Below are 16,060 nucleotides of genomic sequence, written 5' to 3'. Positions count from 1 at the left end.
GATGTTTTATTTGGGTTCGGATTTATCTTACTGAAGCCCTTATTAGTGAAATTGGGATGAGCGGTTAATCAGTTATCTAGTGATCTCATCCTTACTGCTTATTATGGCTCTGGAAGCTAAAAAATAAATCCGTCTAAAGTCAGAAATTAGTTTTCAAGGGATTAGTAGCAGCAGAGTTCGCATCAAAGTGGCAAGTTTGATGCGGGGGCTGCCACCCATTATCAATAGTAGTAAAGTAATTTTCGGCGCACCCTACATATCGTAGAGTACGCTACCGAGTTAGGATTCTGTTTGATTGTTAGGGTCAAAACGAGCTAGTAATTCCCGGCGTTCGAGATCCATACTCAGTCGCGCGATTTCAAGAAATTCTAGTTGAATCAAAGGCTCAATTATTTGGGCTAATTCTTCATCAATTTCGCCAAATCTTACTTGTAATATACTCTCAACATTCTGGCGTTTACCTTGCTGAATACCTTGCTCGATACTTTGCTGAATACCTTGCTCGATACCTCGCCGAGTTGCTTCTTCAAGCCGTTGTAAATAGAGCGGTGACAGTTCCATAATTAACTCCAGATTTTCTCGATATATAATAAATAGTAAAGTGATATTTAGCGCACCCTACCGATTGTAGAGTACGCTGCTGAGTTAGGATTCGGGTTGGTTTTTCGACGCATCAAAATGAGCTAGCAATTCAGAGCGATCGAGCTGCCTAATTAGTCGCGTGCGATCGAGGGGTTCTAGCTCAATCAAAGGCTCGATTATTTGGGTTAATTCTTCATCAATCTCGCCAAATTTTACTTGTAGCATACTCTCAACTATCAGGCGTTGAGCGCGCTGCATAGCTTGCTGCATACCTTGCTGAATACCTTGCTGCATACCTCGCTGAGTTGCATCTTCCAACCGTTGCAAGTAGAGGGGTGACAGTTCCATAATTAACTCCCGATCTTCTCGATCTATGTCTTGACGTACTTCTAATATCGTTCGCAAGTTGTACAACAATTCTAACGCATTCAACCGAAAGACATTATCTGAGGGTAACTCTCTCAATTCGGCAATAGCTTGCTTCTGCACGTTTCCCTTCCCTAAAACTCTCAGCCACAGGGTTTCTGGAGTCCGGGGGAGTTGGTGAATGGCAATAATCGCTGCTTTCAGAGATGGGCCCATAAAATAAACTCCACTTACCCAATTTTCCGGTTCGGGAATCGCTCGAAATCCAGCTAATATCGTGTCGGAAACAGTCGGCGACAGTATCCAAAGTTGGGGCAAGTCTGCCTCTGCAATCCGGGTATTTTCTCTAACTGCCGCGCGTTCAAATTCGCCGTGGATATCGAAGAGTTTGCCCAGACAACTGCGAATTTCTCCGATTTGGACGGGGCTGCGGAAGGGTTCAAATACAGCGGGTTTTGCTGCAATTTGACCCAAAATGCCGAGGGCTGTTGCTTCGACTTCCGGTTCTGCTTTCGGGGAAAATAAAACGTCAACCTGCCTTACTTCTCCAGCAACATCCCGGCTGGTTTCTACATTACCGAGAGGGGTTAATAGTTCTTTCAGATACTGTTTAGCAAATTGGTCGTGAATAAATCTGGTCATGCGATTTTAGATTTTAGATTTTAGATTTTAGATTGGGAATTAGTTACGGGATATGGGTTTGGCGCTTGCCTAAAGTTGCATTATTTTTTGAATCCGGTCAATCCATTTTAGATTTTAGATTTTAGATTTTAGATTGAAGCATTCATCCCACGGATAAATACGTTCGGCAAGTTTCATCGGATACAGGTTTTTTATTCCTGGACGGATGAATCACGTGGCGGGTATCCTGGATGCTGTCGGTCATTAGAATGTAATTGCGCGTCATTCAACAAACATGATATCGGGTGCGCCGCAGCCTAGGCTACGAATTTTTCCCGCAGCATTTACCCTCACAGTTGCGAATGCTGCGAATACAGCCGTACTCCTCGAAACGTTGACTGTGTTTGCGAACCGTAGGATAGGCAATTAAATATAATGGAATTCCGATTAGTTTGTAAAGCAATCGACCAGCAGCATGAACAATATCCCAAATTTCGCTTAAATTAGGTTCTCGAACAAATTCTCCTATTTCATCTTTTAAGGCAAGCCACTGAGATTGCACAGTAGGAGAGTGACAATTATCAAAGACTGCCATACCTTTTTCGTAGTTTTGCCAAATTTTATTCATATATTTAATCAAATCGGGCTTAGTTCTGATAATATCAGAAGTTGATCTAAAATTACACTCATCCGGTATTTTAAGGAAATCAGCCATGCGACTATCTCAAATGCTTTTTGTTACCCTGCGCGAAGACCCGGCAGAAGCAGAAATTCCCAGCCACAAACTATTACTCCGTGCCGGATACATCCGGCGCATCGGTAGCGGAATTTACGCTTATCTACCTTTAATGTGGCGAGTTCTCAAAAAAGTATCTCAAATTGTGCGCGAAGAAATGGACGCTACCGGCGCTCAAGAATGTCTCCTCCCGCAATTGCAACCGGCCGATTTGTGGCGGGAATCCGGCCGCTGGGATACCTACACTCAAGCTGAAGGTATTATGTTTGCCATGACAGATAGGCAGCAGCGAGAATTGGGACTGGGCCCAACTCACGAAGAAGTAATTACTACAATTGCTAAAGATATGATTCGTTCCTATCGGCAATTGCCTTTACATCTTTATCAAATTCAAACTAAGTTTCGCGATGAAATTCGCCCGCGTTTTGGGTTGATGCGCGGTCGCGAATTCATTATGAAAGATGGCTATTCTTTCCACACTAACGAAGAAAGTTTGAAAAAAACTTATCAGGATATGGCTCAAGCTTATAGCAATATGCTGCGCCGATCGGGCTTGCAATTCCGAGCAGTAGATGCTGATTCGGGAGCAATTGGCGGCTCTGGTTCTCAAGAGTTTATGGTGTTGGCTGAAGCGGGGGAAGATGAAGTTCTTTATACTGAAGATGGTCAGTATGCAGCTAATGTGGAAAAGGCTGTATCGATGCCTGCGGATGTGGAACCGTCGCCCTTTGCAACGTTTGAAAAGCGGGAAACGCCGGGAACTGAAACAATTGATAAACTTTGCAAATTTTTGAAATGTTCTCCGACGCAAGTTGTCAAAAATGTGCTTTACCAAGCTGTTTACGACAATGGCATCACAGTCTTGGTATTGGTAAGCATTCGCGGCGACCAAGATGTGAATCAGGTAAAGTTGCTGAATGAATTGACGAAGTTAGCGGGCAATTATCAAGCTAAAACTGTTTTATTTTTGACTGTTCCCGATGCGGAAGCTCAGCGGAAATGGGCGGCTAAATCTTTACCTCTGGGTTATATGGCTCCGGATCTTGCTGATGATTATATCGCCTCCAACCCCCCCCAACCCCCCCTTACCAAGGGGGGGCAAGAAGACTCAAATCCCCCCCTTACCAAGGGGGGGCAAGAAGACTCAAATCCCCCCCTTACCAAGGGGGGGCAAGGGGGGGTATCTCCCAAGTTTTTGCGTTTGGTCGATCGCACAGCAGTTGATCTGACAAACTTTGTCACTGGTTCAAACGAATCAGGATACCACGTTGTCGGGGCTAATTGGAACAAAGAATTTCCCCTGCCAGCAACGGTTGTAGGCGTCAGAACAGCTAAAAAGGGCGATCGGGCAGTGCACAACCCCGAACAAACCTTGGAAAGTGCCAGAGGCATCGAAGTCGGCCACATCTTCCAATTAGGAACCAAATACTCCCAAGCAATGGGCGCCACCTACACCAGCGAACAAGGCGAAGAAATGCCCTTTGTTATGGGCTGCTACGGCGTCGGCGTGTCGCGCCTAGCTCAATCGGCCGTAGAACAATCCTACGACAAAGACGGGATAATTTGGCCAGTGGCGATCGCGCCGTATCACGCCATCATTAGCATCCCCAATATTTCCGACGCCCAACAAGTAGAAGTCGCCGAAAAACTCTACGCACAACTCAACCAATCTGGCATTGAAACCTTGCTAGATGACCGTGACGAACGAGCCGGAGTTAAATTCAAAGATGCTGATTTAATCGGCATTCCCTATCGCATTGTTCCGGGCCGTTCGCTGAAAGCAGGAAAAGTTGAAGTTGTGGAAAGAGCCACTCACCAATCACATGAAATTCTCATTGATGAAGTAAATTCTACTTTAAAACAGTGGATTGAAGCCGCCATCAACTAAGCCTTTATAATTGGTAAGGTGCGCGCACCGCGCACCTACATTTAGGCTCGCAATGTGCCCGGTGTACACCCTACATTAGCTCCCCTCTTTCTCTTCCTTATTCCCTCTTCCTGACATCCGTTACATCCGTTATATCAAATCCGTTGGCATCAGAATTATTCATCTCTCTCTTCCCTTTCTCTGTATCCTCTGTGTCCTCTGCGGTTTCCTCATTCCGATACAACCGGAATTGATATTACATCCGTTACATCCCGTACATTGCTCGTTGCCGAACTTCCCTCTTCCTTGAGATGTGAAATCCCCTAAAACTTAAAACTCGGTATGAATCTGAACCTAAATCAGTTTCTGCGATTCCCTCAATCCCGAATTGGGCGGTACTTAGCCCAAGTAACTGTCGTTGCTGTCGCTTACGCCGTGGGGGCGAGGCTAGCAATTTCAATTCAAGGTGTTAGTCCCTTTGCTGCCTCGGTGTGGCCACCCGCAGGAATTGCACAAGCTGGACTTTTGTTGTTTGGGAGTAAAGTCTGGCCAGCCATAGTTTTGGGTACATTCCTGCTAAATTTTGTTAACCCAAATGAACAGATATTTGCGGTTTGGCTGGGAGGAAACGCCGGGGCAATTCTGCAAGCTGTTTTTGCAGTAACTGCCCTGCGCTGGATGGGGTTTCGTCCATCTCTCGATCGCTTGAAAGATGTAGTTAATTTAATCTTGTTTGGCGGTCTAATTTCTACTCAAATCAGTTGTACGATTGGCGCGTTTTCCCTATATTTAGCGGGGAAAGTAGATAGGACAGAATATTGGTCGCTTCGGTGGGATTGGTGGTTGGGAGACACAATGGGAGTTTTAATTTTAACTCCCTTAATCCTAATATTTTTTCGCCCTAAAGTAACCGCCGAGCGTTTAAAAAGACAAACAGGCAGCCAGCAAAAATATTTAATTTGGCGGGCAGTATGGTTATTATTATTAATTGGGGTGAGCTGGCTGGTCTTTGTGTCGAAAACTGAAGCTTCTATTTCTAGTTATCCCCTGGAATATTTGCCGTTTCCTTTCATAATTTGGTCGGCGCTCCAATTCGGTCAACGAGCCGCTGTCCTAGCATCGTTCATTGTCTCAAGCATCGCAATTATGGGCAGTTCTCAGGGAGGGGGGCCGTTCATAGCCAAAGCCGAAAATATCACTCAGGCTATCTTATTTTTGCAAGCTTTTATGGCTGTAGTTACAATTACATCGCTGTTATTGGCAGCGACGGTAGCTGAACGCGCCGAGGCAGAAAATTCGCTGCGAGAAAGCGAAATTAAATATCGAGAATTGGTGGAAAATGCAAGCAGCATTATTCTGAAATTGGATGCTGACGGCAATATTACTTTTTTTAACGAATTTGCTGAAATATTCTTTGGCTACACTCAGGAAGAAGTCATTGGTAAAAATGCAATGGGAACAATTCTTCCGCAGACAGACATCGAAGGGAATAACTTACAGTTGGTTTATAATGAAATTTTACAAAATCCCGATCGCTTTACCAGCTATGAAAATGAAAACCTCCGACGCCGTGGCGATCGCGTTTGGGTATCTTGGGCAAATAAACCGCTGGTTAATTCAGCGGGAGAAATCCTGGGCATCCTCTGCATCGGCACAGATATCACCGCTCGCCGAAAAGCTGAAATAGCGCTGCTTCATCTGAATGAAAAGCTGGAAATCCGAGTTGAAGAGCGGACAAATGCCCTGAAACAAAGCGAACTTCAGCTACAGAAACAGAAATCGGCCTTAATTGATTTAGCCAAAAATAAAGCGCTGAATCAAGGCGACTTAACAAAGGCGCTTCAAGAAATAACTGAAACTGCTAGCCGTACTCTGGAAGTTGCCCGATCGAGCGTATGGCTGTACGATCGCACTAAATCCAAGATCGAGTGCCTGGATTTGTTCGATCGCGCTGTCAACCAGCACTCAGACGGTTTGCAATTAGCAGAAGCAGACTATCCTGTCTATTTCCAAGCACTGCGAGAAGAACGCGCAATTGCTGCCTTTGACGCGCAAAACGATTTTAGAACTAGAGAATTTGCGGAATCTTACCTACTTCCGTTCGGCATCACTTCCATGCTAGATACGCCGATTCAAATAGGCGGAGAAACAGCCGGAGTTCTCTGTTTAGAACACGTAGGAATGCCCCGCCGTTGGACTATTGAAGAACAAAGTTTCGCTGTTTCTCTAGCAGACTCTGTAACTTTCGCAATGGAAGCGCGAGAACGCCAGCGCGCTGAAGAAGCGCTGCGACAAGCTGAGGCAAAATACCGCAGCATTTTTGAAAATGCGATCGTCGGCATCTTTCAAACTACTCCCGATGGGGAATATCTCAGCGTCAACCCTGCTTTAATTCGTATTTACGGTTATAGTTCCTTTGAAGAGTTGAAGGGAACTTTAACTAATATTAACCGCCAGCTATATGTATGCCCAGAACGCCGCGCCGAAGTCATTAATTTAATGCGAAAAAACGGCAAAGTATCAGATTTTGAGTCTCAAGTTTACCGCCAAGATGGCAGTATAATTTGGATTGCGGAGAATGCTTATACTGTCTGCGACAGACATGGAAATTTGCTTTATTACGAAGGTACTGTTCAAGATATCACAACTCGCAAACAAGCTGAGGCAGCTTTGCGCTTAGAACAAGAAAAATCTGACCGTCTCCTGCTCAATGTTTTACCGCAAGCGATCGCCGATAGATTAAAACAAGACCAAAGCATCATCGCCGATACTTTTTCCGAAGTAACAGTATTGTTTGCAGATATAGTCGGTTTTACCCAAATTAGTTCCCAAATTTCTCCCCCGGAATTAGTTTCCTTGCTTAACGATATTTTTTCCACCTTCGATCGCCTAGCAGAAAGGCACGGTTTGGAAAAAATTAAGACGATTGGCGACGCTTACATGGTAGTAGGAGGGCTGCCCATGCCCCGCAGCGATCATGCAGAGGCGATCGCCCAAATGGCCCTCGATATGCAGCAGGCAATTACTGACTTCAGCAATCTCCACAATCAAGATTTTAGCATCAGAATCGGCATTAACACCGGCCCGGTTGTCGCGGGAGTTATTGGAATTAAAAAATTTATTTACGATTTATGGGGAGACACCGTTAACACCGCTTCCCGCATGGAATCCCACGGCTTGCCGGGGTGCATTCAAGTCACCTCTGCAATTTATGATATATTGCAGGACAAGTATGTATTTGAAAGTCGCGGCGCGATCGAAGTTAAAGGCAAAGGCCAGATGACTACTTATTTACTCAAATGCAGACAGTGACTTTAGTAAAGGTTTTTCTCTAAAAGTAAGGGCGATCGCACTCTCAAATGTGCGATCGCCCTTACTTTTACGCTAGCCAAGTTTTTTAAAGCTTGTACAGGTTAATTCCAGCTTCCTTCGCCATGATTTCCAAACCCTTGTTTTGCAAGGTTTTAATCGCCTTTGTAGAAAGATGCAATTTTACCCAGCGCTTCTCCTGCGGCCACCACACCCGCTTCCACTGCAAATTTGCCTCTTGCAACTTGTGAGTGCGGTGGTGCGAGTGAGAAACTGCAAAACCGTTATTAGCCTTCTTCCCCGTTAGCTGACATTTCCGTGACATACTTCCCTCCAGATTACCGTTTTTTTGCGTGCAGCCTCTCATTATACCCGAAGGAAGAAGGAACAAGGAAGAAGGCTTGACTTATCCCTTTACCAATAGAAATAAACTCTTACTCCCCCCCTTAGCAAGGGGGGGTTGGGGGGGGTAATTACATGGCACGTTCAGTCAATTTTGTCAAGACTTGATTCGATCGCTCGACAAAATCCTTCATCCCTTCAGCATCGAAACCCTTCTGGGCCATCAAAGCCAAGTCGTAAACGTGGTGACAAATCATACTCGCCAACTGGGCCGACGGAGACTCGCCGCCACCTTGAATAATCGCACCCTGACTCAAACTCGCCAGATTTTGAATCAGCGGGTGAGACGTATTCACCAGCAAAACGTGATCTTCGGGGAATTCGGCCGCTTGCTGCTGCAACAGCGCAGTCATGTCGCGCATCCGGCGCAAAGCTTCCGGCAAAAGTACGATCGCAGGTGGCGTCGCCTCCGCAGAGTCAGACTTCAAAGCTTCTGTGCGAATGTTCACTTTCGGCTTATTGAGAGCTTTTTGGAACATTTCCTTAACTTGTTCGCTGCGAGTTTTATTCGTCGCCGGATCGACAATTTCCGCTTCTTTCTCTTTGTCAATTAGCGTTTCATCGATGTCGGAATCAACCCGCGAGAATTTGACATCTGAGTGTTCTCGTTCCAAGAAGCTGATAAAGTGCGTGTCGATGAAAGAATCCATAAACAGCACTTCTAAACCTTGGCTTTTGTGCATAGCAACGTAAGTTGCTTGAGACGCCGGATCTGTACAATAAAACACACGATTTTCGTGGCGTTTTTGATTGCGTTCCAAATACTCTTTTAAAGTCGTGTAAGGCTGGGTGGAACTAGAATTTTCCGACTTCGGAGTGACATCTTGCCACAAATCTCCTTCCTCTGTTTGCACCTGAACTTCTGGCGTTACAGTTTCTGGATTCTCGGCTGTTGGTTCGTAGGTGCTGCGGTAGATTAAAATATCTTCGACTTGCTTTTTGAACTTGTCATCGTTGAGAGTTCCAAACTTGACAAAAGTGCCGATATCTTGCCAGCAACGGATGTATTCGTTGCGGTCGTCGCGGTAGAGTTCTTTCAGGCGATCGCCCACTTTTTTCGCAATATAATCAGCGATTCTCCGCACAGTGCGATTGCTTTGCAAAGAACTGCGAGAAACGTTCAGGGGAATGTCGGTACTGTCAATAACTCCCCGCAGCGGCATCAAGAATTTCGGGATAATTTCTTCGCAGTGGTCGCTGACAAAAACCTGGTTGCAGAATAGCTTAATATTGCCTTGGGTAACATCGACATCCGGCCGCAATTTGGGAAAGAAAAGAATCCCGTTGACAATAAAAGGATAATCTGTATTCAGGTGTACCCACAGCAGAGGCTCGTCTTGGTACGGGTAAAGGTAACGGTACAGTTCTAAGTAATCTTCTTTTTGCAAATTGCTGGCTGATTCCCGCCAAATTGCTTTGTGCTTGTTGAGTTCCTCTCCCTCAAATTTGATGGGAACGGGCATGAAATCGCAGTAAGTTTTGATTAACTGCCTAATCCGACTGGGTTCTAGATATTCTTGTTCTTCATCTTGGAGGGTAAGAGTAATAGTAGTACCGCGTTCCGTGCGGGAAGATTCTGATAGTTCAAAAGCGGGAGAACCGTCGCAAGACCAGTGTACGGCTTGGGCTCCTTCCTGGTAAGAAAGAGTATCAATGTCTACTTTCTTCGCCACCATGAAAGAAGAGTAGAAACCGAGACCGAAGTGACCGATAATTGCGTCCTCGCCGCTGCCTTGGTATTTTTCAATAAATTCTTCTGCGCTGGAGAAAGCGACTTGGTTGATGTATTTTTTTACCTCGTCGGCGGTCATGCCGATGCCGTTATCGGAAATTGAGAGGGTTTTGTTTTCTTTGTCGATCGCTATGTTGATTTGCGGTTCGCCCACCTCGCCGCTGTATTCGCCGGAACGAGAAACCATTTTGAGTTTGGCAATGGCATCGACGGCGTTAGAAATTAGTTCCCGCAAGAAGACTTCGTGGTCAGTGTATAACGACTTCTTGATAATCGGGAAAATATTTTCGGTATGGATTGAGATTGTTCCCTGTTCTAAAACTGTCATAATTTTTCTCTGTGATGACTGCTAATTGCTTAGAAATAGCTATTTAATGATTTTCGGCGATCGTGCTACGTTTTGCCGAAGGGATTACCACAAAAAGATGATTCGGTTTTCCCCACATCTTGCACAATTCTCAATAAGCCTTTGACGGGCGGGCTTTCCGGCCTACCCCACAAGATAATTTACTCTTTGTGGAACAGGCCGAAAAGCCTGTTCTCGATCGTGGTGCAAGATGTCAGTTGCCCTCACATAGTAGCTCACAAAGGCAACTGCAGGAGAAAGGTGCTGCCGGAACCCAATTCGCTGCGGGCGCTGAGGCTGCCGCGGTGTGCGCGGGCGATGGTTTGGGCGATCGCCAATCCCAGTCCCGAACCGCCTGTATGGCGCGATCGATCGCTGTTAACTCGGTAAAATCGATCGAATATTCGCTCTAAATCTGCCGCCGCTATCCCAATACCGGTATCTTGAACCTGAACGATCGCCTCGATGTGATTGCAATCTAAAATAACTGTTACTTTCCCGCCCGCCGGAGTGTATTGAATGGCATTAACAATTAAATTAGCAACTAGGCGATAAAGTTGGTCGGAATTGCCGACAACATTTAACTGCTGCTGTACGCGCATTTCGGATGTTAGCGCTACCTTTGAGGCGATCGCCAAAGCGGCCAATTCCTCTATTAAATCGCTAACAAGGTCATTCAAACAACACAATTGAGGGCGATCGCGTATCACTTGATTATCCATGCGAGCCAGCAGCAGCAAATCAGCCACTAACTGAGTCAGTCGTCGGTTTTGGCGATCGATCGTCCGCAAAATTTCCTGCGCCTCTTTTTCATCCAATTGAGGCGTCAACAGCGCCGATTCTACAGTCGCCTGCGAAGCCGCTAAAGGCGTCCGCAATTCGTGAGCAGCATCCGCTGTAAACTGTTGGATTTGTCGGTAGGAAGCATAAATCGGTTTCATGGCTAATCCTGCCAGCCACCAACTAGCAAAGCCTATCAAAATCAATGCTGTAGGCAATCCTAATTTCAAAACCCATTTCACTGTACTGAGATAATCGTTGAAGTCTTCCAAGCTCCGCCCAACTTGAAAATATCCCCAATCTTCCTGATTATTGGTGTGCAGCAATACAGAAATTTGGTGATAAATATTGCCTTGGCTGTCAGTGATTGTTTGCCAATGTTGTGAGTTAAATGTCGGTGGCAATTCTTCGGGATAAGCGCCTGCTGTAGCAATCAAATTTCCTGAATTATCAAATAAACGGATATAGTAAAAGCTTTGGTTTATAGCGCTTAAAATATGGCGATCGGGCAACTGTTCTTTATCTTTAATGCCGTTAACTCCAATTACGCGGAGGTTGGGCAAAAGATCATTGACTATTGGTTCTAGGCGTCCGGGCTGCTGCAATTTTGTTTCTAGGCTGTCGTGTAGCGTCCCCGCTACCGATTCTAATTCGCGGTCTATGGCTACCCAGTGAGCGTGGGCGATCGCCTCGTATACGCCCAATCCCAGCAAGCTTAAAATCAAACCCATTACTGCTGCATAGGAAAGGGCTAATTGCCAGCGAGTTCGGTTAAATAGTTTATTTTGATTCATTTTTCATAACTTAAGCTGTCAGTCAAACAGTCCGCCAGGGAATGAATTCCCTGGCTAATAGTTAAAGTCCTCTAAAGAGGACTAAAGAACTCATTAGTCCTCTTTAGAGGACTTTAGCTTTGAGGCCGGGAATTCATTCCCTGCCGGACTATCGGTTTTACTTTAATTTCTCATGCGGTATCCGACGCCGTGAACGGTTTCTATTAAATTAGCGCCGCCAACAGACTCAAGTTTGCGCCGCAGCAAGCGCACTTGAGCTGCTACCACATTGCTAAAGGTATCTGCACTCGCTTCCCATAGCTGATTCCGAATTTGGTCGGTGGTGACAATTTGGTTCGGATGTTTCATAAAATATTCTAGCAGTTGAAATTCTTTGTTTGTCAGTGAAATTATCTGATTTTTGCCGTGGGTATCGACATGACAAGCAGTGCGATTTCCGCAGTCGAGAACGAGATTCCCTACCTGTCTATGTTGTGGTTGAATTTGGGGCGATCGCCTTTGCAAAGCCCGCAATCTTGCTAACAGTTCCGCCATCCCGAACGGCTTGACTAAATAATCGTCAGCTCCGGCATCTAGTCCCGCAACTTTATCTTCCATTCGGTCTTTTGCTGTCAGCATCAATACGGGCAGGGCGCTATGTTTAGCACGCAATCTCCGCAGCAGTTCCAATCCTGACAATCCTGGTAGCAACCAGTCAAAAATAGCGAGGGTGTATTGCGTCCACTGGCTGTCTAAATATTCCCAAGCTTCACTGCCATCGAGGGCCCAATCAACTATATATTTTTCCTGCTTTAAGGTTCGCTCGATCGCTTTCCCTAAATCTGGCTCATCTTCAACTAGCAAAACTCTCATAACTCTAATTTATAGCGGTAAATCTTTATACATTGTTAGCGATCGGCAGCATCTACCCCAACATCTAACATCACATACTGAGATGAAATCAGCATGAAATTTTCTAATTTCGCAGAAAAAAAGGACTGTTGACAATTATTGACAACAAGCGGGAAATGTCTTATACTCAAACCCAATCAAATTTTTGAGAATATTTTTCAATAACTATGACAGATTTATCCGATCGTCCCCCCATGAAAAAGCCGGGGCGCTGGAGTCGCCGCCAACTGCTACAGCTAGGAATAGCTGGGGCTGGGGTAGCGGGGGGCGCGATCGCACTTCAACACTTGACTCGCAAACCGACATCAGTCGCGAGAATACCGCCCATGCCTGCAGATGCAGTCACCATCAGCAATATCAACCCCATGCAAATTGCGCGGGATTTTGATTACGGCACGGTGACGCGCGAAAACGGGCGCACGGTTCGGGAATTTCGCCTAGAAGCTAATACTTCGATCGTCCAACTCAACAGCGCCGTCACCTTCAACACCTGGAACGTGAACAATCGCGTGCCGGGGCCGACATTGAGGGCAACTGAGGGCGATCGTATCCGCGTCATTTTTTATAACAAAGCCGCAGATTCTCATTCGCTGCACTTTCACGGCGTTCATACCAGCGAAATGGATGGCGTTAAACCAGTGAAACACGGTTCGGTATTTATTTATGAATTCGATGCCAATCCCTACGGAGTGCATCTTTATCACTGCCATATTGAACCCGTAACTCGTCATATAGGTAAAGGACTCTATGGAATGTTCATCATAGATCCGCCAAAACCCCGTCCTCCCGCAGATGAAATCATGTTAATCATGGGAGGATACGATGTAAACGACGACAAAAAAAACGAACTATACGCTTTTAACGGGTTGCCCAATTATTACATGAACAACCCGATCCCTATTTACAGAAATCAGCTAATCCGGCTTTACGTTCTCAACATAATTGAGTACGAAGCGGCAGTGACTTTTCACCTGCACGCCAACTTTTTTGACGTATATCGCACGGGAATGACTTTAACTCCCAGTGAAAGAACCGATGTAATCACAATGGGAGTAGCTGAAAGACATATTTTAGAATTTACCTACGGCTACGCTGGAAAATTTATGTTTCATCCCCATCAAGATGATATCGCCGAAGCAGGCTGCATGGGGGTATTTGAAGTCATCACTTAAACCAAATCCTGCTACCACGGTGCGGCGATTCAAATAAAGAAAGTATGAAATTATTTGACAAGCTCGATCGCAAATAGGTAGAATGAATAGCTCGCAAATAATTGAGAATCTTTCTTAATAACTTGTGAGGCCAAATGCACATAACGTAAAAATTAGCAACAGCCATGTTATCAACATTTCGTTTATTACTCACATCTTGCACCATTCTTAAGAACAGGCAAGGTGCCTGTTCCACAAACAATGACTTTTCTTGTGGGGTGCGCGTCCCCAAGAACAGGCAAGATGCCTGTTCCACAAACAATGACTTTTCTTGTGGGGTGGGCGTCTCGCCCGCCCGTAGCAGGGTTGCTGCAAATGTTGCAAGATATCGTTTATTACCTACAGCAACCGCTACAGCCATCCTCGTTGCTCTGACCGGTTGCGCTTCCACCCCCACAGCCAGCAACACCGACAGCACCGCCTCACCCGCTGCTACAGCCAGTCCCGCCTCCACAAGCGGTCACAGCGGGAATCACGGCGGCAAAGGCGGCATCAACATCAATACTGCCATTCCTTCAGAGTTAGATAAACTCGAAGCCAAGTTAGGAGTACCGGCACTTTCTAACAAAATTCAAGCCAGCCGTCCTTACGGGAAAGTCGAAGAATTGGTATCAAAAAATGTCATTACTCAACCCCAATTCGACGAAATCAAAGACATGGTGACTATTGAAGATGTCGTCCTCACCGGTGAAGCCAAAGATGTAGACTTCATGACTAACATGGGATTGATGAAAGGGCATCTTATGGTAGCAAAAGAACTCTTGGAGCAAGGCAAACCAGACCAGGCAGAACCTCACATCGGGCATCCAGTCGAAGAAATTTATGCCAATGTCGAAAATCAGCTAAACGAGCGTAAAATTCCCGAATTTAAGACTACTCTAACTAAATTGCAGGATTTAGTTAAAGCGGGTGCAAAAGATCCGGCTCAAGTGAATGCACAATTTGACACATCAATGCAAGCAGTTGACGGAGCAATTGCCACCCTCCCCGAAGCGCAGCGAAAAGATCCGAAATTCGTGCTGCAAGTGATTAACGGCTTGCTAGATACAGCTAATTCCGAATACGCAGCGGCAGTTGCTAACGGCAAAATTTCCGCAATTATTGAATACCAAGATTCGCGGGGTTTTGTCATGTACGCGGAAATGCTGTACAAAGATATTGCCGCTCAATTGGCTAAAACCAGCCCGGAAATTGACAAAGCAATTGTTGCCAACATGACGGAACTGAAGGCAAATTGGCCAACTGCGATCGCACCCCCCGCCCCAGTTAAAACAACCGAACAAGTCAACCAGCTAGTTAAAAAGATCGAAAGCGACAGCCAAAAAGTTCTCAAACCCGCATCTTAAAAACATTACTCCCATCAACAGCGGTAATTGGTAAATAATCTGCCAATTACCTCGCTCCTTAACCAGTCCCATTCCCACCATAAAAAAGGAATTTTGGCGAAGCATTGCCCACCTTTGTAATTACTCTCCGCGAAGGAGTCGAAGCCGCCTTAGTTGTCCGAATCGTTCTCGCTTGCCTCAAAAAATCAGGACAAAGTTATTTAAGTCCTTGGGTTTTCGGCGGCGTTGGCGTTGGACTTATTGCCAGTGCTTTGATAGGTGTAATGTTCGGCTGGACAATTCAAATTTTGTCCGCATCCAATCAGCCTTTTGCACCGATTATGGAATCGCTGCTAGAGGCAACCTTTGGAGTTTTAGCGATCGCAATGCTGAGCTGGATGCTGATTTGGATGACCAAGCAAGCGCGATTTATGAAAGCCGAAGTAGAAGGTGCTGTGAGTGCCGCCTTAACGCAAAACTCTCATGCTGGCTGGGGCGTATTTACTTTAGTTTTGATTGGCGTTTTACGCGAAGGATTTGAAACAGTTTTGTTTGTCGTTGCCAAGTTTCAACAAGGGATTATTCCGGCGATCTGCGCTTGGGCGGGCCTTATCTCAGCCACCGCACTGGGTGTCCTGCTGTTTAAATGGGGAATCAAAATTAATATCCGCCTGTTTTTCAAATATATGGGCGTTTTATTGCTCTTCATTGTAGCGGGTTTAGTGGTATCTACTTTGGGATTATTTGACAGCGCGGTGAATATTTTATCGCAATCAAATCGCGAATCAGCATCACTGTGTTTCTATTACGAAAGATTTCCTAAAATCCACTCTTGGATTCTCGGGCCAATGGTCTGGAATACCTCAAAACTGCTTCCCGAAGAAAAGTTTCCCGGTTTGTTGTTGAGTGCGTTGTTTGGCTACACGGATAAGCTCTATGTCATGCAGGCGATCGCCTATTTGATGTTTTTAGGTACTGTCGGTGGCATCTACTTCCAAAGTCTGGCAGGTCGAGTGTTTTTTCCGTTTAAAAAAACTCAGGTAACGAAATAGGAAATTAAGTGCGATCGAAACGCGATCGGCTTTTTAGCGGAAATGC

At 45.6% G+C, this 16,060-nt stretch carries 12 protein-coding genes; 5 read left to right on the top strand and 7 right to left on the bottom strand.

Features of this window, described 5'->3' with window-relative positions:
- Positions 1-279: 279 nt before the first annotated feature.
- The 3 genes from QT984_RS10360 to QT984_RS10350 form a co-directional block, all read right to left on the bottom strand.
- Positions 280-561 (bottom strand): hypothetical protein, encoded by a 282-nt coding sequence (locus QT984_RS10360; protein WP_445243135.1) that lies wholly within the window; start codon positions 559-561, stop codon positions 280-282.
- Positions 562-645: 84 nt separating this feature from the next.
- Positions 646-1,590: a hypothetical protein gene (locus QT984_RS10355; protein ID WP_333262830.1), complete on the bottom strand. Its 945-nt coding sequence runs from the start codon at positions 1,588-1,590 to the stop codon at positions 646-648.
- A gap of 301 nt (positions 1,591-1,891) precedes the next feature.
- On the bottom strand, positions 1,892-2,284 hold the full coding sequence (locus QT984_RS10350) for a hypothetical protein (RefSeq protein WP_333052893.1): 393 nt from the start codon (positions 2,282-2,284) through the stop codon (positions 1,892-1,894).
- Here QT984_RS10350 and proS point away from each other — a divergent pair.
- The gene (gene proS / locus QT984_RS10345) at positions 2,283-4,193 is read left to right on the top strand and encodes a proline--tRNA ligase (protein WP_333052891.1); all 1,911 of its coding nucleotides are present in this window, start codon (positions 2,283-2,285) and stop codon (positions 4,191-4,193) included. The genes QT984_RS10350 and proS overlap by 2 nt on opposite strands.
- A gap of 321 nt (positions 4,194-4,514) precedes the next feature.
- Positions 4,515-7,484: an adenylate/guanylate cyclase domain-containing protein gene (locus QT984_RS10340; protein WP_333052890.1), complete on the top strand. Its 2,970-nt coding sequence runs from the start codon at positions 4,515-4,517 to the stop codon at positions 7,482-7,484.
- Between the two features lie 85 nt (positions 7,485-7,569).
- On the opposite strand, the gene rpmB is transcribed toward QT984_RS10340, so the two are convergent.
- The 4 genes from rpmB to rppA form a co-directional block, all read right to left on the bottom strand.
- Positions 7,570-7,806, bottom strand: a complete 237-nt coding sequence (rpmB, locus tag QT984_RS10335) for a 50S ribosomal protein L28 (protein WP_333052889.1) — start codon at positions 7,804-7,806, stop codon at positions 7,570-7,572.
- 148 nt (positions 7,807-7,954) lie between these two features.
- On the bottom strand, positions 7,955-9,943 hold the full coding sequence (gene htpG / locus QT984_RS10330) for a molecular chaperone HtpG (protein ID WP_333052888.1): 1,989 nt from the start codon (positions 9,941-9,943) through the stop codon (positions 7,955-7,957).
- Positions 9,944-10,197: 254 nt separating this feature from the next.
- Positions 10,198-11,535 (bottom strand): two-component system sensor histidine kinase RppB, encoded by a 1,338-nt coding sequence (gene rppB, locus QT984_RS10325; RefSeq protein WP_333208634.1) that lies wholly within the window; start codon positions 11,533-11,535, stop codon positions 10,198-10,200.
- Positions 11,536-11,697: 162 nt separating this feature from the next.
- A complete protein-coding gene (rppA, locus tag QT984_RS10320; protein ID WP_333208633.1) occupies positions 11,698-12,387 on the bottom strand; it encodes a two-component system response regulator RppA in 690 nt (229 codons plus the stop codon).
- A 206-nt stretch (positions 12,388-12,593) separates the two neighbouring features.
- On the opposite strand from rppA, the gene QT984_RS10315 reads away from it, so the two are divergent.
- The 3 genes from QT984_RS10315 to QT984_RS10305 all read left to right on the top strand — a co-directional run bounded on the left by QT984_RS10315 (position 12,594) and on the right by QT984_RS10305 (position 16,014).
- A complete protein-coding gene (locus QT984_RS10315; RefSeq protein WP_333052885.1) occupies positions 12,594-13,598 on the top strand; it encodes a multicopper oxidase domain-containing protein in 1,005 nt (334 codons plus the stop codon).
- A gap of 164 nt (positions 13,599-13,762) precedes the next feature.
- Positions 13,763-14,983, top strand: coding sequence for a helix-hairpin-helix domain-containing protein (locus tag QT984_RS10310; protein WP_333270160.1), 1,221 nt, complete (start codon positions 13,763-13,765; stop codon positions 14,981-14,983).
- Between the two features lie 104 nt (positions 14,984-15,087).
- Positions 15,088-16,014 (top strand): FTR1 family protein, encoded by a 927-nt coding sequence (locus tag QT984_RS10305; RefSeq protein ID WP_333373911.1) that lies wholly within the window; start codon positions 15,088-15,090, stop codon positions 16,012-16,014.
- Positions 16,015-16,060 lie beyond the last annotated feature (46 nt).

It is taken from the genome of Microcoleus sp. Z1_B2, from assembly GCF_036700325.1.
Taxonomy (GTDB): domain Bacteria; phylum Cyanobacteriota; class Cyanobacteriia; order Cyanobacteriales; family Microcoleaceae; genus Microcoleus.
This window is presented reverse-complemented; position numbering and strand designations above follow the sequence as displayed.

Excerpts from the sequence above, each read along its gene's own strand:
- QT984_RS10360 (WP_445243135.1), bottom strand. The coding sequence starts at position 561 with ATGGAACTGTCACCGCTCTATTTACAACGGCTTGAAGAAGCAACTCGG.
- QT984_RS10340 (WP_333052890.1), top strand. The coding sequence starts at position 4,515 with ATGAATCTGAACCTAAATCAGTTTCTGCGATTCCCTCAATCCCGAATT.
- htpG (WP_333052888.1), bottom strand. The coding sequence starts at position 9,943 with ATGACAGTTTTAGAACAGGGAACAATCTCAATCCATACCGAAAATATT.
- QT984_RS10355 (WP_333262830.1), bottom strand. The coding sequence starts at position 1,590 with ATGACCAGATTTATTCACGACCAATTTGCTAAACAGTATCTGAAAGAA.
- QT984_RS10310 (WP_333270160.1), top strand. The coding sequence starts at position 13,763 with ATGTTATCAACATTTCGTTTATTACTCACATCTTGCACCATTCTTAAG.
- QT984_RS10315 (WP_333052885.1), top strand. The coding sequence starts at position 12,594 with ATGACAGATTTATCCGATCGTCCCCCCATGAAAAAGCCGGGGCGCTGG.
- rppA (WP_333208633.1), bottom strand. The coding sequence starts at position 12,387 with ATGAGAGTTTTGCTAGTTGAAGATGAGCCAGATTTAGGGAAAGCGATC.
- rpmB (WP_333052889.1), bottom strand. The coding sequence starts at position 7,806 with ATGTCACGGAAATGTCAGCTAACGGGGAAGAAGGCTAATAACGGTTTT.
- QT984_RS10350 (WP_333052893.1), bottom strand. The coding sequence starts at position 2,284 with ATGGCTGATTTCCTTAAAATACCGGATGAGTGTAATTTTAGATCAACT.
- rppB (WP_333208634.1), bottom strand. The coding sequence starts at position 11,535 with ATGAATCAAAATAAACTATTTAACCGAACTCGCTGGCAATTAGCCCTT.
- proS (WP_333052891.1), top strand. The coding sequence starts at position 2,283 with ATGCGACTATCTCAAATGCTTTTTGTTACCCTGCGCGAAGACCCGGCA.